This window comes from Mycobacterium sp. HM-7, assembly GCF_053852335.1.
Genome location: NZ_CM132657.1, coordinates 2,517,298 through 2,540,551 on the forward strand (window position 1 = coordinate 2,517,298; position 23,254 = coordinate 2,540,551).

24 protein-coding genes are annotated in these 23,254 nt (G+C 66.5%); 21 read left to right on the forward strand and 3 right to left on the reverse strand.

Translation table 11 applies throughout. The features are described 5' to 3' along the window. Window positions 1-102: 102 nt before the first annotated feature. The 5 genes from ACWW1C_RS12165 to ACWW1C_RS12185 all read left to right on the forward strand — a co-directional run bounded on the left by ACWW1C_RS12165 (window position 103) and on the right by ACWW1C_RS12185 (window position 3,759). Window positions 103-1,647: a hypothetical protein gene (locus ACWW1C_RS12165; protein WP_455983658.1), complete on the forward strand. Its 1,545-nt coding sequence runs from the start codon at window positions 103-105 to the stop codon at window positions 1,645-1,647. Window positions 1,648-1,761: 114 nt separating this feature from the next. Then, window positions 1,762-2,517 carry a YebC/PmpR family DNA-binding transcriptional regulator gene (locus tag ACWW1C_RS12170; protein WP_155899047.1) on the forward strand — a complete coding sequence of 252 codons (756 nt, stop codon included), beginning with the start codon at window positions 1,762-1,764 and terminating at the stop codon, window positions 2,515-2,517. Window positions 2,518-2,542: 25 nt separating this feature from the next. Then, window positions 2,543-2,962 (forward strand): MarR family winged helix-turn-helix transcriptional regulator, encoded by a 420-nt coding sequence (locus ACWW1C_RS12175; RefSeq protein ID WP_455983659.1) that lies wholly within the window; start codon window positions 2,543-2,545, stop codon window positions 2,960-2,962. A 21-nt stretch (window positions 2,963-2,983) separates the two neighbouring features. Next, the gene (locus ACWW1C_RS12180) at window positions 2,984-3,430 is read left to right on the forward strand and encodes a hypothetical protein (protein WP_455983660.1); all 447 of its coding nucleotides are present in this window, start codon (window positions 2,984-2,986) and stop codon (window positions 3,428-3,430) included. Then, a complete protein-coding gene (locus ACWW1C_RS12185) occupies window positions 3,427-3,759 on the forward strand; it encodes a rhodanese-like domain-containing protein (protein WP_455983661.1) in 333 nt (110 codons plus the stop codon). The genes ACWW1C_RS12180 and ACWW1C_RS12185 overlap by 4 nt, the downstream gene beginning before the upstream one ends. Window positions 3,760-3,765: 6 nt before the next feature. Here ACWW1C_RS12185 and ACWW1C_RS12190 read toward each other — a convergent pair whose 3' ends face one another. Next, window positions 3,766-4,416, reverse strand: a complete 651-nt coding sequence (locus tag ACWW1C_RS12190) for an NAD(P)H-binding protein (RefSeq protein ID WP_455983662.1) — start codon at window positions 4,414-4,416, stop codon at window positions 3,766-3,768. A 112-nt stretch (window positions 4,417-4,528) separates the two neighbouring features. On the opposite strand from ACWW1C_RS12190, the gene ruvC reads away from it, so the two are divergent. The 14 genes from ruvC (at window position 4,529) to ACWW1C_RS12260 (ending at window position 20,669) form a co-directional block, all read left to right on the forward strand. Continuing rightward, the gene (gene ruvC / locus ACWW1C_RS12195) at window positions 4,529-5,086 is read left to right on the forward strand and encodes a crossover junction endodeoxyribonuclease RuvC (RefSeq protein ID WP_455983663.1); all 558 of its coding nucleotides are present in this window, start codon (window positions 4,529-4,531) and stop codon (window positions 5,084-5,086) included. After that, on the forward strand, window positions 5,083-5,670 hold the full coding sequence (gene ruvA / locus ACWW1C_RS12200) for a Holliday junction branch migration protein RuvA (RefSeq protein ID WP_455983664.1): 588 nt from the start codon (window positions 5,083-5,085) through the stop codon (window positions 5,668-5,670). Before ruvC ends, ruvA begins: the two co-directional genes overlap by 4 nt. Next, window positions 5,667-6,725: a Holliday junction branch migration DNA helicase RuvB gene (gene ruvB / locus ACWW1C_RS12205; protein WP_455983665.1), complete on the forward strand. Its 1,059-nt coding sequence runs from the start codon at window positions 5,667-5,669 to the stop codon at window positions 6,723-6,725. Before ruvA ends, ruvB begins: the two co-directional genes overlap by 4 nt. Before the next feature lie 5 nt (window positions 6,726-6,730). Continuing rightward, on the forward strand, window positions 6,731-7,117 hold the full coding sequence (locus tag ACWW1C_RS12210; protein WP_455983666.1) for a DUF1304 domain-containing protein: 387 nt from the start codon (window positions 6,731-6,733) through the stop codon (window positions 7,115-7,117). A gap of 32 nt (window positions 7,118-7,149) precedes the next feature. Next, window positions 7,150-7,902, forward strand: a complete 753-nt coding sequence (locus ACWW1C_RS12215) for a transglycosylase SLT domain-containing protein (RefSeq protein ID WP_455984249.1) — start codon at window positions 7,150-7,152, stop codon at window positions 7,900-7,902. A gap of 125 nt (window positions 7,903-8,027) precedes the next feature. Next, window positions 8,028-8,354, forward strand: coding sequence for a preprotein translocase subunit YajC (gene yajC, locus ACWW1C_RS12220; protein WP_455983667.1), 327 nt, complete (start codon window positions 8,028-8,030; stop codon window positions 8,352-8,354). 65 nt (window positions 8,355-8,419) lie between these two features. After that, the gene (gene secD, locus ACWW1C_RS12225) at window positions 8,420-10,306 is read left to right on the forward strand and encodes a protein translocase subunit SecD (protein WP_455983668.1); all 1,887 of its coding nucleotides are present in this window, start codon (window positions 8,420-8,422) and stop codon (window positions 10,304-10,306) included. A gap of 7 nt (window positions 10,307-10,313) precedes the next feature. After that, a complete protein-coding gene (gene secF, locus ACWW1C_RS12230) occupies window positions 10,314-11,567 on the forward strand; it encodes a protein translocase subunit SecF (RefSeq protein WP_455983669.1) in 1,254 nt (417 codons plus the stop codon). Between the two features lie 6 nt (window positions 11,568-11,573). Further along, a complete protein-coding gene (locus ACWW1C_RS12235) occupies window positions 11,574-13,220 on the forward strand; it encodes an ABC transporter substrate-binding protein (protein ID WP_455983670.1) in 1,647 nt (548 codons plus the stop codon). Further along, complete coding sequence (locus ACWW1C_RS12240) at window positions 13,217-13,741, forward strand: adenine phosphoribosyltransferase (RefSeq protein ID WP_455983671.1); 525 nt, start codon at window positions 13,217-13,219, stop codon at window positions 13,739-13,741. The genes ACWW1C_RS12235 and ACWW1C_RS12240 overlap by 4 nt, the downstream gene beginning before the upstream one ends. A gap of 41 nt (window positions 13,742-13,782) precedes the next feature. After that, window positions 13,783-16,125, forward strand: a complete 2,343-nt coding sequence (locus ACWW1C_RS12245; protein WP_455983672.1) for a RelA/SpoT family protein — start codon at window positions 13,783-13,785, stop codon at window positions 16,123-16,125. 130 nt (window positions 16,126-16,255) lie between these two features. After that, window positions 16,256-16,996: a hypothetical protein gene (locus tag ACWW1C_RS12250; RefSeq protein ID WP_455983673.1), complete on the forward strand. Its 741-nt coding sequence runs from the start codon at window positions 16,256-16,258 to the stop codon at window positions 16,994-16,996. 233 nt (window positions 16,997-17,229) lie between these two features. Beyond that, on the forward strand, window positions 17,230-18,174 hold the full coding sequence (locus tag ACWW1C_RS12255; protein ID WP_455983674.1) for a hypothetical protein: 945 nt from the start codon (window positions 17,230-17,232) through the stop codon (window positions 18,172-18,174). Between the two features lie 1,454 nt (window positions 18,175-19,628). Next, complete coding sequence (locus ACWW1C_RS12260) at window positions 19,629-20,669, forward strand: secretion protein EccK (RefSeq protein WP_455983675.1); 1,041 nt, start codon at window positions 19,629-19,631, stop codon at window positions 20,667-20,669. Here ACWW1C_RS12260 and ACWW1C_RS12265 read toward each other — a convergent pair. Then, window positions 20,666-21,490, reverse strand: coding sequence for a thioesterase family protein (locus ACWW1C_RS12265; protein WP_455983676.1), 825 nt, complete (start codon window positions 21,488-21,490; stop codon window positions 20,666-20,668). The genes ACWW1C_RS12260 and ACWW1C_RS12265 overlap by 4 nt on opposite strands. Window positions 21,491-21,540: 50 nt before the next feature. After that, entirely contained in the window at window positions 21,541-22,014 is a 474-nt protein-coding gene (locus ACWW1C_RS12270; protein WP_455983677.1) for a winged helix-turn-helix transcriptional regulator, read from the reverse strand. A 94-nt stretch (window positions 22,015-22,108) separates the two neighbouring features. Here ACWW1C_RS12270 and ACWW1C_RS12275 point away from each other — a divergent pair, with 94 nt between their 5' ends. Both ACWW1C_RS12275 and ACWW1C_RS12280 read left to right on the forward strand, forming a co-directional pair. Then, window positions 22,109-22,810: an SDR family oxidoreductase gene (locus ACWW1C_RS12275; RefSeq protein WP_455983678.1), complete on the forward strand. Its 702-nt coding sequence runs from the start codon at window positions 22,109-22,111 to the stop codon at window positions 22,808-22,810. Between the two features lie 6 nt (window positions 22,811-22,816). Further along, entirely contained in the window at window positions 22,817-23,242 is a 426-nt protein-coding gene (locus ACWW1C_RS12280; RefSeq protein WP_455983679.1) for a tautomerase family protein, read from the forward strand. Window positions 23,243-23,254 lie beyond the last annotated feature (12 nt).

Here is a 23,254-nt window from a genome sequence, read left to right on the forward strand (position 1 = left end):
ATCGGGCCACCTGGCGGTGGCAAGTCATCCGTTCGACCGATATGAGCAGCATTTCGTGCTGTGCTGTAATCCAGCGGATTGCTATCGGGCGAGGGAGTGGCGATGCCGAATTCTGATGCTGGACAGAACGAGTCGGGGAGTAGTGCCGACCCGCACGGCGTATTCCGGCGCCAGCCCACGCAGCCGTACGGCTCGGCCGCACCCTCCCCGCCGCTGCCGCAGGGGCCGGCGCAGTTCGGTGCCGCACCCGGGGCACCGCAAACTGATCCCAGGTCCGGTTTCTACCGCCCGCAAGCTCCGGTGAACGGAACCGGTTATGCGCGTGGTGTGGCGCCGGCCCCGATGATTCCGCTGCGTGCAATGACGGTGCCCGAACTGTTCAGTGGCACCGCGAAGATCATGGTCCGGCACTGGCCGGCGCTGCTGGGCATACCGGTGGCGATCTTGGTCGGCTTCGCGCTGTTCGTCTTTGCGTCCGCCGAAACGATCGGCACCGTCATGGTGAAGGCATCGATGTCCCTTGGCGCCGGTGGCCTGGACAGTCTGAGCAGCCTGATGACCGGAATGTTGGTGGTCTGGGTTGTCTACTTCGTGGTTGTCGCGGCGATCGCCCTGCCCGCGGACGCGCTGTTGATCGCGCTGTCGGTAATCGCGACCGACAGCGCGGTGCGGGGTCGGCCGATCCAGCCGCGCGAGGTACTTGGTCAGGCTCGCCGGCGGATGTTCGCCGTGTGCCGGCTTACGTTGGTGTTCTACGCGATCCTGTTTCTGCCGCAGGTGGTGTTCTACCTGATGCTGACCAGCAGCCCGAAGATGATGATCGCACTGGCCGGGCCGGGCGGTTTGGTACTGACGTTCCTGGTGATGTTCCCGATCTACTTCGGTCTGGGCCTGGTGCTCAGCCTCGCGCCCATCGCCGTCGTGATCGAGGGACGTGGCGTCGGTGCAGCGCTCCGACGGTCGGTTCAACTGCTCAAGCCCGCGTTCTGGCGCATCCTGGGCATCCACGTGCTGTGGAGCGTCTGCATGCTGCTGGTCCTGTGGGCCTACTTCGCGCTGTTGGGTGAGCAGATGCTGACGAACCTGATCGACAGCCCGCTGTCGGCTGCGGGCGACCTGCTGCTGTTCGCCGGTGTGGTTGGGGTGATGATCGGCTTTTTCCGGGTTCTCCAGGCGCTCATCTACACCGACGTCCGAATTCGGCAGGAGGGCTACGACCACGAGCTTATCGCCGACTGGAACCGGGCCGCGGCAGCTGGCGTGGCAACCGGATCTGTGGCGACCGGCAAGGCGCTGCTGGTGGCGGGCATCGGCATCGCGGTCGTCGTGGCCATGTCGGTGGCGGTGTCGGCGTTCAGTGGGCCATCCGATGATGACGTGGTTCAAGCGCTGAAACGCTCCGACACGGCCGGAATATTCAAGAACGGCCGGCCGCTGTTCCACGTCACGGATATCGACGAAGCAGGAGCGGGCTGGTACGTGGCCAGGATCAAACGTGACGACGTCCAACTCGAGACGGGCACCGTGATCCTTCAGCGGGGTTCGGAGGGTAGGTTGACGGTCTTCATGGGACCTGGGACGGCGTTCCCCTGCAAATCGCTGGTCAAGTCGGTTGCGAAACAGGTGATCTGCTTCGACGGAAACTGATCGTGCGGACTGAGTGCGTCGAATGCCGCGCTGCGGTCCCCGCCTGCGCAGGCCTTGTGACTCGCCCACGTAAACTGGTCAATTGAAGTTTCACCAGAAAGAGGGCGTACACGCATGAGCGGCCATTCCAAGTGGGCGACTACCAAGCATCAGAAGGCCGTCAAAGACGCGCGCCGGGGCAAAGAGTTCGCCAAGCTGATCAAGAATATCGAGGTGGCCGCGCGTACCGGTGGCGGCGACCCCGGCGGTAACCCGACGCTGTACGACGCCATTCAGAAGGCCAAGAAGACTTCGGTTCCCAACGACAACATCGAGCGCGCGCGCAAGCGCGGTGCCGGCGAAGAAGCCGGTGGCGCGGACTGGCAGACCATCATGTACGAGGGCTACGGGCCCAACGGTGTCGCCGTGCTCATCGAGTGCCTGAGTGACAACCGCAATCGCGCCGCCGGCGAGGTCCGGGTCGCGATGACCCGCAACGGCGGCAACATGGCCGACCCGGGTTCGGTGTCCTACCTGTTCTCCCGCAAGGGTGTCATCACCCTCGAGAAGAACGGCAAGACCGAGGACGACGTGCTGATGGCCGTCCTGGATGCCGGCGCCGAAGAGGTCAACGATCTCGGCGAGGCGTTCGAGGTCATCTGTGAGCCGACCGACCTGGTCGCGGTCCGCACCGCGCTGCAGGACGCCGGCATCGACTACGACTCTGCCGAGTCCGGCTTCCAGCCGTCGGTGTCCGTCGAGGTCGACCTCGAAGGTGCCCGCAAGGTGTTCAAGCTCGTCGACGCGCTCGAAGACAGTGACGACGTGCAGAACGTCTACACCAACGTCGAGATCCCGGACGACGTCGCCGCGCAGCTCGACGAGGAATAGCCGCTCCGGCGGTAGCCTGCCGAGCATGCCCGAGCCGCCGCCGTTCAGCCCGACCGTCGCGCTGTTGACGGTCAGTCGCGTGTGGGACGCCGCATTCGCCGACGCCCTGAAGCCTCTCGGTCTGACGACGCGCAAGTACGGGCTGTTGGGGCACATCCGGGGCAGCGCCGGAATCTCGTTCAGTGAACTCGCCCGGCGCTCACGTATCACGGTGCAGAGTGCGCACGCAGCCGTCGCGGCCTTCGTCGAAGCGGGTCTCGTCGACGACGGCACCGCACATGCCGGTGCTGCCTCCACGTTGCGCGTGACACCCGCGGGGGAGTCGCTGCTGAAGCGCGCCGCGGACGTCGTGACCGATCTGGACGCCGAGTTCGCGGCGCAACATCCCGAACTGACCGAGGCGCTCCGTGCGTACATGAGACGGGTCACATCCGTTTCGTCGTAACCTTCAGTTAGGCTGAAGGTTATGCAAGCGTTGCTGCTGTCCGTCCATGTGGTGGCGGGCATTCTCTTCGTCGGGCCAATTGCCGTGGCCACCAGCCTGTTTCCCCGATATGCGCCCGTCGGCGGTCCCTCGGCGGACCCCGATCGCAACGACGGTGTCGCGCGCCTGTTGCATCGGATCACCCGGGTCTACGGCGTGCTGGCGCTCGCGGTACCGGTCCTCGGCCTCGCGCTCGCCGGTGTTCAAGGGCGCTCGACCGAGGTGTGGATCATCGCGGCGATGGTGCTCACGGCCATCGCCGGGGGACTGCTAGCGGCCCAGATCGCGCCGCGTCAGCGCAAGGCACTCGCCGCGCCGGGCAGCGCCGCCGAACTGCGGTCCCTCGGCATGGTGACCGGTCTGTTCAACCTGCTGTGGGTGGTCGTCGTTGTACTGATGGTCGTGCACCCTGGATCGAGGTACGTGTGAGCATCCGCCATTATCTGCGGCGACCGCCGGCGGTCACGGCAGTCGAAGCGCTTCGTCTCGTCGGCGAGGGTGCGTTGGTCGTTGATGTGCGCCGCGCCTTCGAGTGGAATCGGGTGCACATCCCGAGTGCCGTGCACCTGCCATTGGAAGCATTGCCCGGCGGGTGCCTCGAACTCCCGGACGATCGCCTGCTCATCACCTTCTGCACCGGTGGCATCCGGTCCGCTGGTGCGGCAAATCTGTTGGTGGAGAACGGTTTCGAGGCCGTGAACATGACAGGCGGGCTCATTCAGTGGCGGGCCGCCGGAGGTCCGCTCGTCGCCCGGTGAATCCGGTCAGCCGAGTGCTGTGGTGATCGGGGTGTCCCCGGAGATCAGCTCGAATGTCCGCCCGGCGGTCTGTGGCGCATCCAGTACCGCCAGGAGAACGGCTGCGACATCTCCGCGCGGAACGCTGCCGCGGCCCGTGGTCTCCGCGATGCGCACCCGGCCGGTGCCGGGTTCGTCGGTGAGCCGTCCTGGCCGGACGATCGTCGTCGCCAATCCGGTGCGGGCTCGCACGTCGGCGTCGGCCTCCGATTTGGCGCGGATGTACGCGCGGAACACCGGGTCGTAGCCCGGGTCCAGGCTCCGGTCGTCGGCCGAGATCGCCGAGACCATCACGTAGCGCGTGACCCCGGCGGATTCGGCCGCGTCGGCGAGCAGGATCGCCGCGTCCCGATCCACCGTCTGCTTACGTTCGGCGCCGCTGCCCGGGCCGGCGCCGGCCGCGAACACCACGGCGTCGGCACCAGCCAGTTGTGCCGCGACGTCGGCCACCGATGCGTGCTCGAGATCGAGCACTATCGGGATGGCGCCGATCGCTTCGAGGTCGCGCGCCTGCGCCGGATTGCGGATCAGCCCGGCTGCCGTGTCGCCCCGGCCGGCGAGCAGTTGCTCCAGCAATAAGGCGATTTTCCCGTGCCCACCCGCGATGACGACCCGCATGGATCCACTGTGTCACGTGCCCGCACGCATCTGGGGCGTGTCCCTCGCGGGAACTGTCGCCGCCGCCCGCTAAGCTATCGAACAGCTGTTCGGGACCTAGTGAGGAGTGGGCGTGCGGGTAATGGGCGTCGACCCCGGTCTGACGCGCTGTGGCCTCTCGATGATCGAGGGTGGCACGGGGCGCAAGGTCACCGCGCTCGACGTCGACGTGGTGCGCACTCCGTCTGATGCCGAGCTGCACCGCCGGTTGCTGGCCATCAGTGACACCGTCGAGCATTGGATGGACATCCACCGTCCCGATGTCATCGCCATCGAGCGGGTGTTCGCCAACCAGAACGCCAACACCGCCATGGGTACCGCGCAGGCGGGTGGCGTCATCGCTCTGGCCGCCGCGCGGCGGGGCATCGACGTGCACTTCCACACGCCCAGCGAGGTGAAGGCCGCGGTCACCGGTAACGGTCGTGCCGACAAGGCCCAGGTCACCACCATGGTCATGAAAATCCTTGGGCTGCAACAGAAGCCCACTCCGGCTGACGCCGCCGACGCGCTGGCTCTGGCCATCTGCCACTGCTGGCGGGCGCCCATGATCGCCCGGATGGCCGAGGCGGAGGCCAAGGCCGCCGAGTTCAAGAAGCAGTACGCAGCGAAGGTGAAGGCGGCGCGCGCATGATCGCATCGGTCCGTGGCGAGGTTATCGACATCGCACTCGATCACGCGGTGATCGAGGCCGCCGGCGTCGGCTACAAGATCATGGCCACCCCGGCGACCCTGTCCACGCTGCGTCGCGGCACCGAGTCGCGGCTGATCACCGCGATGATCGTGCGCGAGGATTCCCAGACGCTGTACGGCTTCGCCGACTCCGACGCCCGCGACTTGTTCAACGTCCTGCTCGGCGTGTCCGGCGTCGGCCCCAAGATCGCGCTGGCGACCCTCGCGGTCTACGACGCCCCGACCCTGCGGCAGGCGCTGGCCGACGGTGACGTCACCGCCCTGACCCGGGTGCCGGGCATCGGCAAGCGCGGCGCCGAGCGGATGGTGCTGGAACTGCGCGACAAGATCGGCGCGACGGCGGGCGCCGGCGCCGGCGTCGCCGGTGGGCACTCCATCCGCGGGCCGGTCGTGGAAGCGCTTATCGGACTTGGCTTTCCGGCCAAACAGGCCGAGGAGGCCACCGACAAGGTGCTGGCCGACGATCCCGAGGCCAACACCGCCACCGCGCTGCGGGCGGCGCTGTCGATGTTGGGTAAGAAGTGAGCCGGTTCGAGGACGACGGTACCGAGCCCGACGAGCGGGACGTCTCACCCGCGCTGACTGTCGGCGAGGGTGACGTCGACGCCAGCCTGCGGCCCAAGTCGCTGCGCGAATTCATCGGCCAGCCCCGGGTGCGTGAGCAGCTGCAGCTGGTGCTCGAAGGCGCGAAGAACCGCGGCGGGACCCCTGACCACATCCTGCTGTCCGGACCACCCGGCCTCGGCAAGACCTCGCTGGCCATGATCATCGCCGCCGAGCTGAGTTCGTCGCTGCGCGTCACCTCCGGCCCGGCCCTGGAGCGCGCCGGCGACCTGGCCGCAATGCTCAGCAACCTGGTCGAGGGCGACGTTCTGTTCATCGACGAGATCCACCGCATCGCCCGGCCCGCCGAGGAGATGCTGTACCTCGCCATGGAGGACTTCCGGGTCGACGTGGTGGTCGGCAAGGGTCCGGGTGCGACGTCGATTCCGCTGGAGGTCGCGCCGTTCACCCTGGTCGGCGCGACGACCCGCTCGGGAGCGTTGACCGGCCCGCTGCGTGACCGGTTCGGCTTCACCGCCCACATGGACTTCTACGAACCGCCTGAGCTGGAGCGGGTGCTGGCCCGTTCGGCCGGCATCCTCGGCATCGAACTCGGTGCCGAAGCCGGCGCCGAGGTGGCCCGGCGGTCCCGCGGCACACCGCGTATCGCGAACCGGCTGTTGCGCCGGGTCCGTGACTACGCCGAGGTTCGTGCCGACGGCGTCATCACCCGGGACGTGGCCAAGGCCGCCCTCGCGGTGTACGACGTGGACGAACTCGGCCTGGACCGTCTGGACCGGGCCGTATTGACCGCGCTGACAAAGAGTTTCGGCGGCGGTCCGGTCGGTGTCTCGACGCTGGCGGTCGCGGTCGGGGAGGAGGCCACCACCGTCGAGGAGGTGTGCGAGCCGTTCCTGGTGCGGGCCGGGATGATCGCCCGGACGCCGCGGGGGCGCGTGGCCACCCCGCAGGCATGGACACATCTGGGACTGCAGCCACCGATAAACGGACTTGGACAGGCCGGACTGTTTGAATAGGACCCATGCTGACTGCAGGGTTGATCGTTGCCGGCCTGGCCGCGCTGTTGCACGTGTACATCTTCGTGATGGAGTCACTCACCTGGACCTCGCCGCGAACCAGGGCCACGTTCGGACTCACTGAGCAACAGGCAGTGGACACCAAAGAGCTGGCCTTCAACCAGGGGTTCTACAACCTGTTCCTGGCCATCGTCACCGCCGTCGGTATCGCGGCAATCACGTTGGGTCACTGCGGCGTTGGTGTCGCCCTGATCTTCGCCGGAGTGGGCTCGATGCTGGCCGCGGCGTTGGTGCTGCTGCTGTCCTCGCCGGACAAGGCGCGCGCGGCCATCACGCAGGGCCTCTTCCCGGCGATCGCCGTTGTACTGCTGGTGATCGTGACGCTGAGGTGATCCGTCGGTGGGCGGCCACGGTCGCCGCCATCGTGCTGGCGTTCGCCGGCTCCGCCGAAGCCGTTGCGGACCCGCCGGATCCGGTACAACTCGCCGACACCCTCGTCGCCGACGAACAGGCCGTACGCGATCCGTCGACGCCGGAACCCGCATTGATCGACGCTGCGCACCGGCAGCAGGTGGCGTATCGCGAGATCGCCAGGCATCCGGAGTGGGATACGGTCATCGCGCCGCGCATCCCGCCCGCGCTGGCCGGGGCGTACAACAACAACGTCGACGCCGGTCGACAGCTGGCCGGGATGACACCACCGCGCGACACGCTCCCGCCATGGACCATCCAGCCGCCGGCGCCTGCCGACGAACTGCTCGGCTACTACCGCGAGGCCCAAACGGCCTCCGGTGTCAACTGGAATTACCTGGCGGCGATCAACCTCATCGAGTCCCGGTTCGGGCGGATCAACGGCGACAGCACCGCCGGGGCGCAGGGACCGATGCAGTTCCTGCCGTCGACGTTCGCCTCCTACGGCTCCGGTGACATCCGCTCGCCGCGTGATTCCATCCTGGCGGCCGGTCGCTACCTGGCGGCCAACGGTTTCGCCGGCGATCGCGACGGCGCCCTGCATCACTACAACCATTCCGGCGCGTACGTCCGCGCCGTCAACGACTATGCGGCGGTGCTGGCCGCCGATCCGGCCGCGTTCGCGGGCTACTACCAATGGCAGGTCTACTTCCGCACCACCTCGGGCGACGTGCTGCTGCCGGTCGGGTATCCCGCCACCCGTTAGTTCGTCGCCGGTTGCGGGCACGGACGCCCGTGATGGCACACTGGTCACTACCGCGGCACGGCGATCGGCTGGTCCGGCTCGCGTGCCTGTTCACAGACTCAACAGAACGAAAGATTTTCGCTGTCATGGATTTGGTTGTCTTTCTGCCGCTGCTCCTGGTCATGGGTGCGTTCATGTTCTTCGCGTCGCGCCGCCAGCGGAAGCAGATGCAGGCGACCATCGACCTGCACAACTCGCTGACGGTCGGCGACCGCGTGCACACGACGTCCGGTCTGCTGGGCACCATCACCCGGATCGACGACGACAATGTCGATCTGGAGATCGCTCCGGGCGTCGTGACCACCTGGATGAAGCTGGCCGTGCGCGACCGCATCGAGACCACCGAGGTCGAGGCCGCTGACGACCTGTCCTCGGCTGCCGTCGAAGAGGGCGCGCCGAAGACCGAAGGCTGATATTCCCGCACCAACACGTACCCTTTGCGGGGCTGACGTACCGATCTCAAGGAGACCCTAGAACCGTGGCATCGTCTTCGGCGCCGGTGCACCCATACCGCTATTTGTCGTTGTTCCTGGCGCTGCTCGTCGGTGCCTATCTTCTGGTGTTTCTCACCGGCGACAAGCAGGCCAAGCCCAAGCTGGGCATCGACCTGCAGGGCGGTACCCGGGTCACCCTGACTGCACGTACCCCTGATGGCTCGACGCCGACCCGCGAGGCGCTGATCCAGGCCCAGGAGATCATCGGCTCCCGTGTGAACGGGCTCGGTGTCTCGGGTTCTGAGGTCGTGATCGACGGTTCGAACCTCATCATCACCGTGCCCGGACAGGACGGCAGCGAGGCCCGCAACCTGGGCCAGACCGCGCGGCTGTACATCCGGCCCGTCGTGCACGTCATCCCGGCTCAGGGCGCGCAGCCCGCGAAGCCCGCCGCGCCGGCTGCTCCGGCTCCCGGTGGCATGCCCGGCGCACCCGGTGGGATGCCCGGTATGCCTGGTATGCCACCGCTGATCGCCCCGGCAGAGCCCGAGGCCCCGATCACGCCGCCGACGCCCGGCATGCCCGCGCATCCGGCATCCACCGCTCCGGCGCCTGCCCCGGCCCCGCAGCCGCGGCCCTTCCCGGAGGAGCCGACTCCGGCGCCGTCGGACACCTCGGCCGCCCCGGCTCCTGAGCCGGCCGCTCCCGGGGCACCCGCCGCTCCGGGCGCGCCTGAACCCGGTACCCCAGCCGCACCGGCCCCTGCCGCTCCGGGTGCCCCGGCTCCGGGTGCGCCCGCGCCAGGCCCGCACGGCCCCAAGGCCGAACTGGCCCAGCGCATCGCCGACGAGAAGGCCCTGCGCCAGAGCACTCAGCCGCAGATTCAGCTGCTGGCGCTGCAGTTCCAGGCCACCCGCTGCGACCAGCAGGACGTGCTGGCCGGCAACGATGACCCGAACCTGCCGCTGGTCACCTGCTCCAAGGACCACAAAGAGGTCTACCTGCTGGACAAGTCGATCATCAGCGGTGACGAGATCAAGGACGCGTCGTCGGGGCTGAACCAGCAGCAGGGCGAGTACGTCGTCGACGTGACGTTCAAGGAGAAGGCCGCCGACGTCTGGGCCACCTTCACCGCTGCCAACATCGGTACCCAGACCGCGTTCGTTCTCGACTCGCAGGTGGTCAGCGCCCCGGCCATCCAGGAGGCCATCCCGGGCGGACGTACGCAGATCACCGGTCACTTCAACGCCTCGACGGCGAAGGACCTGGCCAACGTGCTGAAGTACGGCTCGCTGCCGCTGTCGTTCGAGTCCTCCGAGGCGGAGACGGTGTCGGCCACCCTGGGTCTGACGTCGCTGCGCGCGGGTCTCTGGGCCGGTCTCATCGGCCTCGGACTGGTGCTGCTGTACTCGCTGGCCTACTACCGCGTCCTCGGCATACTCACCGCGCTGTCACTGGTGGCGTCGGGTGCCATGGTGTTCGCGATCCTCGTGCTCTTGGGCAGGTACATCAACTACACGCTGGACCTGGCAGGTATCGCGGGTCTGATCATCGGTATCGGTACGACGGCCGACTCGTTCGTGGTGTTCTTCGAACGCATCAAGGACGAGATCCGCGAGGGACGCAGTTTCCGCTCCGCGGTGCCTCGCGGTTGGGCTCGGGCCCGCAAGACCATCGTGTCGGGTAACGCGGTCACCTTCCTGGCCGCCCTGGTGCTGTACATCCTGGCTGTCGGCCAGGTGAAGGGCTTCGCCTTCACCCTGGGCCTGACCACGATCCTCGACATCGTGGTGGTGTTCCTGGTGACTTGGCCGCTGGTCTTCCTGGCATCCAAGTCGGCCCGGATGGCCAAGCCTGCGTACAACGGTCTCGGCGCCGTGCAGCAGATTGCGCGCGAGCGGCGAGCGGCCAGCCTGACGGGACAGGGGTAACACCGACATGTCGAAGCATTCAACTGACGACACCGATCTGGAACTGACCGAATCGGCTGCGACCGAAGAAGATTCGGCCACCGAGATCGAGGAGACCGCTGCCGCTGAACAGGGCGGCAACCTGCCGCGGCACGGATTCTTCGTCCGCCTCTACACCGGCACCGGCGCCTTCGAGGTCATCGGCAAGCGCCGCATGTGGTACGCGATCAGCGGAGTGATCATGCTGGTCATGATCGCCAGCATCCTGATCCGTGGTTTCAACTTCGGTATCGATTTCGAGGGCGGGACGAAGATCGCGATGCCGGTGGTGGGCGTTTCCACCACCGCCACGCCGCAGGCTGTCGAGGACGTCTTCAACAAGACGCTCGGCCATGCTCCGGAGTCGGTGGTTCGCGTCGGCAACGGCGACTCGGCCACCCTGCAAATCCGTACGGGGACGCTTTCTACGGCCGATACCGACAAGGTGCGCAACGCCTTGTTCGACGAGTTCCAGCCGAAGGGCGAGGACGGCAAGGCGTCGAAGGCCGTGATCAGCGACTCGGCCGTGTCATCGACCTGGGGTGATCAGATCACCAAGAAGGCGCTGATCGCGCTGGTGGTGTTCATCGTCATCGTCTCGATCTACATCACCATTCGCTACGAGCGCTACATGGCGCTGGCGGCGCTGGCCTCGCTGGCCTTCGACCTGGTGAGCACGGCGGGCGTGTACTCGCTGGTCGGGTTCGAGGTCACGCCGGCCACCGTCATCGGTCTGTTGACGATCCTCGGCTTCTCGCTGTACGACACCGTCATCGTGTTCGACAAGGTCGAGGAGAACACCCACGGCTTCGAGCACACGACCCGCCGGACCTTCGCCGAGCAGGCGAACCTGGCGGTCAACCAGACCTTCATGCGGTCCATCAACACCAGCCTCATCTCGGCACTGCCGATCATCTCGCTGATGGTGGTCGCGGTGTGGCTGCTGGGCGTGGGCACGCTCAAGGACCTGGCGCTGGTGCAGCTGGTCGGTGTCATCGTCGGTACCTACTCGTCGATCTTCTTCGCCACTCCGCTGCTGGTGTCGATGCGCGAGCGGACCGACCTGGTGAAGAACCACACCCGCCGGGTGCTCAACCGCCGCAAGTCTTCGATCGAGCGGGGAGTTACCAGCGGCGACGAGGTGACCGTCGGTGCGGTGGATGCACCGGAAAAGCCGGCTCCGGGGGCCAAGCCGTTGCGGCCCACCGGTAAGCCGTCGGGTAAGCGAAACGCCCGGGGCTAGCCCTCGATGCCCGCCCGGTTCCGCCGAACCGCCTTGGCCGGTGCGGTGATGTTGGTGGCCGGTTTCGGCCTGTCCGGTTGTGACAGTGCGGCTGACGCCGTCGACTACGTGGTCGACGGCGCGCTGCCTACCTACAACACCGCCTCCGTCATCGGCGCGGCTTCTGGTGCGCCGCAGGCATTTTCGCGGGTGCAGACCGGGTTCAACTTTCGTGGGCCCGACGGGCAGGTGGTCGCCGACCGCGACTTCGGCACCGTCTCGGTGATGGGTCGGGCTCCGCTGACGCTCGACTACAAGATCAACGACAGTGCCGTCTACTCGGACGGCAAGCCGGTCACGTGTGACGACATGGTGCTGGCCTGGGCCGCGCAGTCGGGGCAGTTCCCGGCGTTCGACGCGGCCAGCCGCGCCGGGTACAGCGACGTGGCGGTCGTCGACTGCACCCCGGGTCAGAAGCGAGCCAGGGTCACTTTCGTCCGCGACCGTGACATCACCGACTACGGGCAACTGTTCGCGGCGACGTCTCTGCTGCCGGCGCACGTGCTGGACGACACGCTCGGGCTCGGCGACGGCGGCGTGACGAAGGCGCTGCAGAGCGGCGACGCGCCGACCATCGAGAAGATCGCCGAAGCCTGGAACACCACGTGGGATCTGAAGCCCGATGCGGACCTCAAGCGGTTCCCATCGGCCGGCCCCTACAAGCTGGCGTCGGTGGCCAAGGACGGCTCGATCACGTTGGCGGCCAACGACAAATGGTGGGGCGCCAAGCCGGTGATCGACAAGATCACGGTGTCGCCCCGCGGTGCCGATATCGCGAGCCGGATCAAATCGGGCAAGGTTGAGGTCGTCGACATCGCCGCCGGAGTTATCGGCAAGGACGATGTGCCGACGAGCTACGTGCGCACGGACAGCGCGTCCGATGACATTCAGCAGTTGATCTTCGGCGCCCAGGGCGCGCTGGCCGATCCCGGTATGCGGCGTGCCGTCGCGCTGTGTACGCCGCGGGACGCCATCGCCGCCGCGGTCGGCGTTTACGTCAGCAACGCCCGCCTGAACACCGCTTCGGACGATTCCCTGGTGGTGGCCGAAAACGTCGACGCAAGTGGGCAATTCGGTGCCGCCGATGTGGACGGGGCGCGCGCTGCGGCAGGCAATCAGCCCCTGACGGTGCGGATCGGGTATCGCGGGCCGAATGCCCGGCTGGCCTCGGCGGTCGCCGCGATCACCAAATCGTGCGCCGCTGCGGGCATCACCGTGCAGGAGGTGGCCTCGCCGACGGTGGGCGCACAAAGCCTGCGGGCCAACGACATCGACGTACTCCTCTCCGGCGGCGGGGGAGCTGCGGGCAGCAGTTCCAGCGGTTCGTCGGTGGTGGATTCGTACGCCTTGCACAGTGGTAACGGCAACAACCTGTCGGGCTATGCCAATGAACGCGTCGACGGCGTCATCGCCGCACTTGCCGTGACCACCGATCCCAAGGAACAGGCGCGTCTGCTCGGTGAGGGAGCCGGCGTGCTGTGGGGCGACGTGCCGACCTTGCCGCTGTACCGCCAGCAGCGGACACTGCTGGTGACGAAAGACCTGACGTTGGTGCGTGCCAACCCCACGCGGTGGGGCGCCGGCTGGAACATGGACCGCTGGGGGAGCAAGTGACCGACCTGAACACCCTCTTCGCCGAACTGGTCCGTGAGGTACCGGATTTCCCGGAGCCCGGCATCCAGTTCAAGGATCTGACGCCGTTGCTCGCCGACGGCCGCGGGCTGGCGGCGGTGACGGCCGCGCTGGCCGAGGTGGCCGACGGCGTCGACCTGGTCGCCGGCATCGATGCCCGCGGCTTCCTGCTGGGCGCCGCCGTCGCGACCCGGTTGGGTACCGGCGTCCTGGCGGTCCGCAAAGGCGGGAAGTTGCCGCCGCCGGTACACACTCAGTCCTACGCACTGGAGTACGGCACAGCCACGCTGGAGATACCTGCCGACGGGATCGATCTGACCGGCCGGCGCGTTGTCGTGATAGACGACGTACTCGCTACCGGCGGAACGGTTGCTGCGACGGTCCGTCTGCTGCAGGCGGCAGGTGCGACGGTGACGGCGGCCGCTGTCGTGCTGGAGCTGAACGGCCTGGGTGGACGCGATGTCTTGGAACCGCTACCGGTCACCAGCCTGTACTTAGTCTGAGGGTCTATTCTCGACAAACCAGGTGTAGGAGGTGTGCGGCGTTGGCTGACGACAAGGTGACGCAGGTCCAGTCGGCGCCGCCCGAGCCGCCGCCGGGGGTGTCACTGGAGGCCGCCAAAGGCACCGTCAGCGCATCCCGGCGCGTACGTGCCCGGCTCGCCCGCCGGATGACCGCGCAGCGAAGCCTGGTCAACCCCGTCCTCGAGCCGCTGGTCGCGGTGCACCGGGAGTACTACCCGAAGGCCGACCTGGCGATCCTGCAGCGCGCCTACGACATTGCCGAGGAGCGGCACGCGCCGCAGCTGCGCAAGTCCGGTGACCCGTACATCACCCATCCGCTGGCCGTCGCCAACATCCTGGCCGAGCTCGGCATGGACACCACGACGCTGGTGGCCGCGCTGCTGCACGACACCGTCGAGGACACCGGCTACACGCTCGAGGCGCTCACCGCCGAGTTCGGCACCGAGGTCGGCCACCTGGTCGACGGTGTCACCAAGCTGGACAAGGTGGTGCTGGGGTCGGCCGCCGAGGCCGAGACCATCCGCAAGATGATCATCGCCATGGCGCGCGATCCCCGCGTGCTGGTCATCAAGGTCGCCGACCGGCTGCACAACATGCGCACCATGCGGTTCCTGCCACCGGAGAAGCAGGCCCGCAAGGCGCGCGAGACGCTGGAAGTCATTGCGCCGCTTGCTCATCGCCTCGGAATGGCCACCGTCAAGTGGGAGCTCGAGGACCTGTCCTTCGCGATCCTGCACCCCAAGCGGTACGAGGAGATCGTGCGGCTGGTCGCCGACCGGGCGCCGTCCCGCGACACCTATCTGGCGAAAGTCCGTGCCGAGATCGCCAATTCGCTGCTCGCGATGAAGATCAACGCGACGGTCGAAGGCCGGCCGAAGCACTACTGGTCCATCTACCAGAAGATGATCGTCAAGGGCCGCGACTTCGACGACATCCACGATCTGGTCGGTGTGCGCATCCTCTGCGACGAGATCCGGGACTGTTACGCCGCCGTCGGCGTCGTGCACTCGCTGTGGCAGCCGATGGCCGGGCGGTTCAAGGACTACATCGCCCAGCCCCGGTTCGGCGTCTACCAGTCGTTGCACACGACGGTCGTCGGCCCCGAGGGCAAGCCGCTGGAGGTGCAGATCCGCACCATCGACATGCACCGCACCGCGGAGTACGGCATCGCTGCGCACTGGCGGTACAAGGAAGCCAAGGGCCGCAACGGATTACCGGCGGGCGGGCACGCCACCGAGATCGACGACATGGCGTGGATGCGTCAGCTGCTCGACTGGCAACGGGAAGCTGCCGACCCAGGTGAGTTCCTGGAGTCGCTGCGGTACGACCTTGCCGTGCAAGAGATTTTCGTGTTCACGCCGAAGGGTGACGTGATCACACTGCCGGCCGGGTCAACGCCCGTCGACTTCGCGTATGCGGTGCACACCGAGGTCGGGCACCGCTGCATCGGCGCCCGGGTCAACGGCCGACTGGTCGCGCTGGAGCGCAAGCTCGAAAATGGCGAAGTCGTCGAGGTTTTCACCTCCAAGGCGCAGAACGCCGGACCGTCACGCGACTGGCAGACGTTCGTGGTGTCGCCGCGCGCGAAGGCCAAGATTCGGCAGTGGTTCGCGAAGGAACGCCGCGAAGAGGCACTGGAGACCGGTAAGGACGCCATCGCGCGTGAGGTGCGCCGCGGCGGAATGCCGTTGCAGCGGTTGATGAACGCCGAAATGATGGCCGCGCTCGCGCGGGAGCTGCGGTACGCGGACGTCTCGGCGCTGTACACCGCTGTCGGTGAGGGACATGTCTCGGCCCGGCACGTCGTACAGCGGCTGGTCGCCACGCTCGGTGGTGACGACGACGCCGCCGACGAGATTGCCGAACGGTCGACACCGGCCACCATGCCGGTGCGGCGCCGCACGAACGACGATGTCGGCGTGGCGGTTCCGGGCGCACCCGGTGTGCTGTGCAAGTTGGCAAAGTGCTGCACACCGGTACCTGGCGACAACATCATGGGTTTCGTGACCCGTGGCGGTGGCGTCAGCGTCCACCGGACCGACTGCACCAACGCCGCGTCGCTGCAGCAGCAGGCCGAGCGCATCATCGACGTGAAATGGGCGCCGTCACCGTCATCGGTGTTTTTGGTGGCCATCCAGGTCGAGGCGCTGGATCGGCACCGACTGCTTTCCGACGTCACCCGGGTGCTGGCCGACGAGAAGGTCAACATCCTCTCGGCATCGGTCACCACGTCCAACGATCGAGTTGCGATCAGCCGCTTCACTTTTGAAATGGGTGATCCGAAGCATCTGGGTCACGTGCTGAACGTGGTGCGCAACGTCGAGGGTGTGTACGACGTCTACCGCGTGACTTCGGCCGCCTAGCACTGGTTTCTGCTGCCGCTCGTGATCTGAGCAAACTCGTGCTCAGTGCTGCGCGAGATTGGTGCAGGACTGGGGTTGGTGGTGCGGGTAATCTCAGATGCGGGACTGTCCAGAAGTGGGGGTGGACGCGTTGAGCGAGCATTTGAGTATCGATCTCGAGACTATGTCGTGGTCGGCTGGCACGGTGAAGCCGGCTGAGGCCGTGAACATCCCCGCTAAGGCCGACCCAGTTAGCCTGATGCTTTCCTCATACCTGCCGACCTTGGTCGACGGTGCGAACGAAAAAGTCGCGGCGGCGCAGGCCAAAGATCATGAATTTGCGGGCAAGGTGTCGTCAGCGAAGGCTGCATACCAGAGCGGGGACGAAGCGGGCGCGCAGACGATCCAGAAGGCCAGTGCCAATCTGGATCCCGCATCCGGCGCAGGCAAGACTGGCGGCGCGGACGGCGGCATAGGCCAGTTTGGCCAGATGATGGGCATGGCGATGCAGGCGTTCCAGGCGCCCGCTCAGGCCATGCAGGCGCTGGGCTCGGTGCCGCAGACCGCGATGCAGGCTGCCCAGCAGATCGGGCAGCAGGTCCAACAGCTGGCTGGCCAGGCCGGTAAAGACGGTGGCAAGCCCGGCGATGCCGGCGCCGGCGCAGTCGGTGGGGCAGCCGGCCAACAGGTGAAGCCGGAGGACCGTAAGCCGGGCGACGAGAAGGCCCGCGAGGAGAAGCGCGACGAGAAGCCCGAGGAGAAGAAGGACCCCGAAGCCGACAAGAAGCACGCTGCCGCGGGTCCGTCCAGTGGTCCCAGCGCACCGGTTCCGCCTACCACGCCTGCGCCGCGCTCCGGCCGCCATGCCGCCAATCCCGCGGTTGATGTGTAATTTTCGATCTTGACTGTTTTGCGTTGTGAAGTTCTGAGGGAGGGCGATCTGTGACGCAACCGCCGACGTGGGGTGCGCCCCCGCCGCAGCAGCCGGGTGGCTGGCCAGGCCAGCCGGGACCGGGTGGGCAATGGGGTCCGCCTCAGCAGCCGTGGCCGGCTCCGGTTCCGCCGAAAAAGGGCGGCGCCGCTAAGTGGGCCATCGGTGCGGTGTCCTTGGTTGCGGTGATCGCTGTGACAGCCGTGGTGGCGGTGTCATGCACCAAGAACAGCGGTGACAGCAACGGCGGCGGTGGCGGCAGCAGCACTTCAGCTGCAGCATCGGATGTCGCGAGCGCAAACGACACCGGGCCGGTCGGCGTCATCACGGAAGACCCATCGTGTGCGCCATGGGCGCCGGTTAATAACACTTTGTATGACGTCGAGAACAAGGGTTGGCTACAACGCGATCCAGCCATTCCGGCTTCGTCCTGGACGCCGGAAATTCGAGCTCAATATGACGCGGTAGGAAAGGCTATGCGCAAGGCCGCCGATCAGGCGGTGCCACTGGCTAAAATGACCACCCACAGGGTGATGCGTGAGCTTTATGGGCAATTTACTGCGTATCTGCGCGCCTATGCCGATAGCATCCCCACCTACACAGCTCGCGACGATAACCTGGCGCGCGCCGGATCGACTGCGGAGAACACCATCATGGCTGTCTGTGCGGCCATTACATCAGGTTCGGCCGTAGCTCGGGCGGCTCTGGTTCCATCTCCGGCGCCACCAAGTTCGATCGCCCCTATTGGGGATTTGTCCAATCCGCAGCGCATGTTCAATACTCCCGACGCTGTCTGCTCGGATATTTCTGCAACTATTGATCAATTGCTATTGAGTCCGGCGTTTAAAAATTGGGTGAACACCGATCCCCAAATTGCTGTCGGCAATTGGTCTGCAGAGCAGCAGGTGCTGACGGATGCGGTCGTCCCAGTGATGAGTTCAACCGCAGACTCATTGGAAAAATTGGCTCGTACAAGTGCGAATCCCGTGGTTCAGGATTTCATTCAACTCGGAGTGCAATATCGGCGGACGTATGTCCAGTCTTTGCAGACTTATCAACCCAGTGATCAAGATATCTATGCAGCCGGTCAGAGGGCGCCCGGAGTACTGCTAGGCGCTTGCAAGTATGCGGCAGGGTGAGAATCAGCGGTCATGTGTCAGGAGTTGGCCTAGTTCTTCGAACAAGGAACCGAAGCAGCGTTGTCGACCAGGAGCTTTTCGTGATCCCGGAGTATCGCGGAGAAGGGTGGTGACCCATGGCAATTCCGCGTTTTAGCCCAGGTGATTACGGCCCGAAGACGGTCGAGGGCCCTGCGTTTCCGGATATTGATGAGAATGCACTGAACGATATGGCCGTGCGACTCATGTCTTTGGGGGATCGCCTCGACGGCGAGGTGATTCCGCACCATGCGCGGCAGCGGATGGAGCTAGCTGACTGGCAAGGCGAGGCCGGTCGACTTGCGATGGATTCGGCGAGCGGTGTTCTTGGTTCGTATGGGGATGCCTGTGCCGCTGTCTACGCTGCGGCGCGAAAGGTGTTTCGTGCCGAGGCGGCGGTAGTGCAGACGAAGCACGCGGTCAACAACACCGCGGAGACTACCGAGCGGGTCTGCAAGATATTCGCGCAGGCAGCCCTTCAAATGCTCACCGCTGGCTGCGCCGCAGCACGGTCGGGGGATGCGGCCGGAGCCAATTCATTCTTCAACACGGCCGTGACGTTCATTAAGTCGATCCAGTCGTTGGTGGCTGCAGGCCTTGCCGAGAACACCGCAGCGGTCGCGGCGTGCGCTGCTGGGCTAGCTCAGGAGTTGGATGTTCCTTCCGGTACACCCGGAGCAAAGGGCGAGATGCCGTCTCCTCCGCCGCCTATTCAGAATCCCCTGCCTCCGGGTGCCGTACCGACACCGGGATCGCGGGGCGGTCTCGCGAGTCCAGGTGGCGGCCAGGGTGAAGGGTTGGGAGATAGTGGCGGGGCAGGTGGGTCTACGTCGACAGACGCCGGGAAAAGTCCGCCCGCGACCGGTCATGGGAACGCCGAAGGCGATAGTGGTGGAGCAGGTGGGCTCCAGCCAACCAAGACGGTCCCCAACCCGCCGCCGGCCGCACAGGGCGACCGCGCCGGTGATTCCGGCGGTGGTACCCCGGGCAAAGTCTTGCCCCGGGCGGTGCCTTCAAATATTCCCGATGGGGGGCCTCCCGGTGGGAATGAGGCTCCCGCTGGCGGCATAAACCCGGCGATAGGGACACCGGGTTCACGTTCAGCGCCGTCCGGGACGACATCGACCGGTTCGCCCTCGACGTCGTCTGCCTCCAGTGCAGCCATAGGCGGTCCGTCAGGAACCCCAGGCGGTCCAGGGTCTGGACAGCAGGGCACAGGCCAAGGCACGGGACAAGGCACAGGACAGCCGACCGGCCAGCAGGCGCCGGATACTCCGAAGAACCCGTTCGGCCAACTTCCGACACAGCCCCTGGCCGCGGCGGCGAATGCCGCGTCACTCGCGACTCCCGACCCAGCAACGCAGACCCCAGCCGCGTCCGGTACCGCGGCTGCAAGTGGAGCAGCGACCGGCACCGGCGGCGCGGGTGCGGCACCCGTGTCCCAGGCGTCGGCGAGCACCGCGGCGGCGCCGCCGACGGGTGCACCGGCGGGCGCGGCACCGGCCGCTCCGCTGGGTCCGGCCCCGACGCCGTCCCCTGCCGCGCCAGTCGCAGCGCCGGCTACAGGTGCCGCAGGTGCAGGTCCAGGCGTCGCACCGATGTCGGCCAACCAGCAGCAGAACGCCGCTGCGGCGGCGCCGATCCCGGTGACGGCGGCGCGCGCCGAGCGTGACGCGATGGCCGCCGCGGCGCGGGCCGGTCTGGTGCGTAAGTCTGCGGGCGACGCGGATGTGCAGTTCGCCGAGCGGATCGCGGCCGCGTTGCACGCGCCGCCGTCGATCCCGCCGATGGCATGGAACTTCGTGTGGGCGGTCGGCGTGACGACCGATGGCGAGATCATCGCCGCGAATTCCTATGGGGTGTCGTTCATTCCGGACGGGATGTGCCTGCCGTCGCAGGTCATCTTCGTCAGCGCCGACGAGCGCGTCCCGGCCGGTCAGCGCGGCCGCTGGGTTCGTGAGCCGTTCGTCGCGCTGCAGGCGTGGTGCACCTTCCACGAGAAGACACTGAAAGTGGTCATCGGCACCGAGCAGGAAGTGCAGCCGTTCGCCGGCAGCCTGCAGACGAAAGTCATTCCGCCGGAGGATATTCCGACGGATGGCCTGATGAAGGGCCGCACCCGCTTGGAGGTCATCGCACCCGAGGCGGCGGCGAAGCTGGCGGAGTGGCCAGACGCGCAGCTGCATGAGGCTCTGCCGCCGCAGCCTGTTCAGTTGGTCCCGCCGGACCCTGCGGTCATCGGCAAGGCGTGGATGGAATCGATTCGGCCGCTGATGCAGACGACGGGTGAGACCTATCGGACCGCGCACCTGGAGAAGCTGGCCGCCTACGGCCGGCTACAGGAATCGGCTGCGCTGTACCGCGCCTACACCGCGCCGTACGCGGCCGACCTGCGGGCAGCGATCACCGATTGGGTATGGTGGCAACAGTTCTCGACGATCCAGGGCGATGCTCAGCTGGTGGAACTGGGCGCCTAACCGCGCGGCAGCATCGCCAACTGTCGGCTCTGCACGACAACCTGACCGGTGGAGTCGAGGATGACGTGGTCCTCCTCGAACCACGTCTCGCCGACGACGGTCGAACTGGCCTGCACCCGCAGCCAGCCCGGCGCCGGCCGCCGACGAACATAGGTGGTGAGTTGCACTGTGGGGGTCCAGCCGAAGTGCCCCTGATTCATGGTGACCGGGGGCGTGATGTCGCCCGCCATCAATGCGAACAGCAGGGCGGTGTCCGAATTGGCCTCGTCATCAGCGAAGGGCCGCAACCACATTCGGTTGATGGGGTCGCCTTCTTCGCCGGATAGGAATGGTGTAGTGGCATCGAGCAGGAACTCGCAGCCCTGCGCCACGTGCACAATCGCACCGACCGAATGGCCGGCGGTCACCGGCACCGCATCCGCGGGTGGTTCGACGGGCAGGTAGGACACCCCGAGCGATTCCTGGTAGCGCGGCGGCTTGGCGTCCAGCGGGCCCAGCGTCACGGCACAGCTGACCGCCGCGCGGCCATTCTGCGACAGCTGGACGTCGACCAGCGCGACCTGGCGCCCGTGCTTGCGGACCGTCGTCGTCAGCTGCACTTCACCGGGGTCGGGGGCGTTCAGGTAGTTGGCGCTCACGGCAACCGGCGCCAGCTCTGATTCTGAACCGCTGGCCTGCTGCGCGGCCGCGGCACACACCGCCATCATGCAGCCGCCGTGCACCTTCGGACCGATCGTCCACACCGGGTCGATGGTGGCCGTGAAGGTGCCATCGCCCGCCGCGGCGACGGCGGTGAGGTCGGTGAACGGGTGCGCAGTCATTTCATCTCCAACGGCCACGTGATGCTTGCTGATTCCGGGACGGGCAAAGGTCACTGCCTGTTCTGCCTGATTTCGATGTCACCTGCGGAAACGGTGGCAGTATCTAGATTATCGGTGACGATCACGCCAACCCGATTGCCGGACTCCCGGTCGACGAAGCAGAGCGGGCCCCGGCCGCCTTTCTGCAGGTGTTTGTCGCCCCACTGGCTCATCGCCAGATATACCGGCAGGAGGTCTTCACCGGCTTCGGTCAGCCGATACTCATCGCGGGCGCGTTTGCCGGGCTCCTGATACGGCACCCGAACCATCAGTCCGGACGTCTCCAACTGCTTGAGGGCGCGCGACACCGCTGGCGCCGACGTCCCGATCCGCTCGACGAAGTCTTCGAATCGTGTTGTCCCGAAGAGGCTTTCGCGGACAGCGAGGAATACCGTCTTGGTGCTGAGCAGGTCCAGCAGCTTGGCGACCGAGCAGCCATTGCCGATCGACCACTGGCGGTCGCGCAGCTTCTCTTCGAACTCCATCACACCCCCTTTTTTGGATAACGCTTGCGTTACTCAGATATCCGTGCTTCCATCTTAGTAACGGCATCGTTATTCAGCAAGGAGTGTGGTTCAGATGGTCGCAGTGGCAGGCAAGGTGGTTGTGGTGACCGGCGGTCGACGGGGCCTGGGTGCCGCCCTCGTCGACGAGCTGCTGGCCAGGGGCGCGCGCAAGGTCTACTCGACAGGCCGCTCGTCGTTCACCGACGAACGCCCCGAAGTGGTCCCGCTTGAACTCGAAGTACGTTCCGAGGCATCGGTTTCCGCGTTCGCTGAGCTCGCATCGGACGCCGAGATCATCTTCAACAACGCGGGCATCCTGCTGCCCGGCTCGCTGCTGACCGGCGGCTTCGACGATATCGAAGCGACCTTCGACATCAACGTGTTCGGGCCGCTGCGGGTGGCTCGGGCCTTCGCCCCGATCCTCGCGTCGAATGGCGGCGGGGCCCTGGTCAACATGCACTCGGTGCTCTCGTGGGTGGCCGGAAGCGCGGCCTATGGCGCCTCCAAGGCCGCGATCTGGTCGGTCACCAACTCGCTGCGCGGTGAGCTCGCCGCACAGGGCACGCAGGTGGTCGGTGTGCACGCCGGACTGATCGAGACCGAGATGGTTGCAGACATCCCGGGCCCGAAGACGACGGCGGTAGACATCGCGACACGCATCATCGACGGACTGGAAGCGGGCGCGGTCGAGATACTGGCCGATGACGTGTCGGTGGGCGTGAAGTCTGCGTTGTCCGGTCCCGTGGAGGACCTGACCTTCGCGATGGCGGTCTGAACAAGCATGCCGCTGTGGACCATTCACCACACGCCGGACTTCTTCACCGCAGAGGATAAGCGTGAGCTGGCAGGCCGCATCACCGATCACTACGAGAAGGCCGGTTTGCCGCGGTTCTACGTCGTCGTGATGTTCAACGAAACCCGCTCGGGCGACCTGTATGTCGGCGGTGAGCAGACCGACGTCGGGCTGCGGGTGGTCATCGACCACATCGCCCGGCGCGCCGCCGACAAAGAGCATCGCCATCGGATTGCCCACTGGATCAAGGCGATCCTCAGCCCGTACCTGGAAGCGCATGACAACCCGCACTGGGAGTTCCACGTCGATGAGACCAGCGAGGATCTCTGGATGATCAACGGTTTGATCCCGCCTCCGATGGGCTCTGACGCTGAAAAGCGTTGGGTCTCAGAGAACGCGGTGTCCGCGTACTGACCGTGACGATGC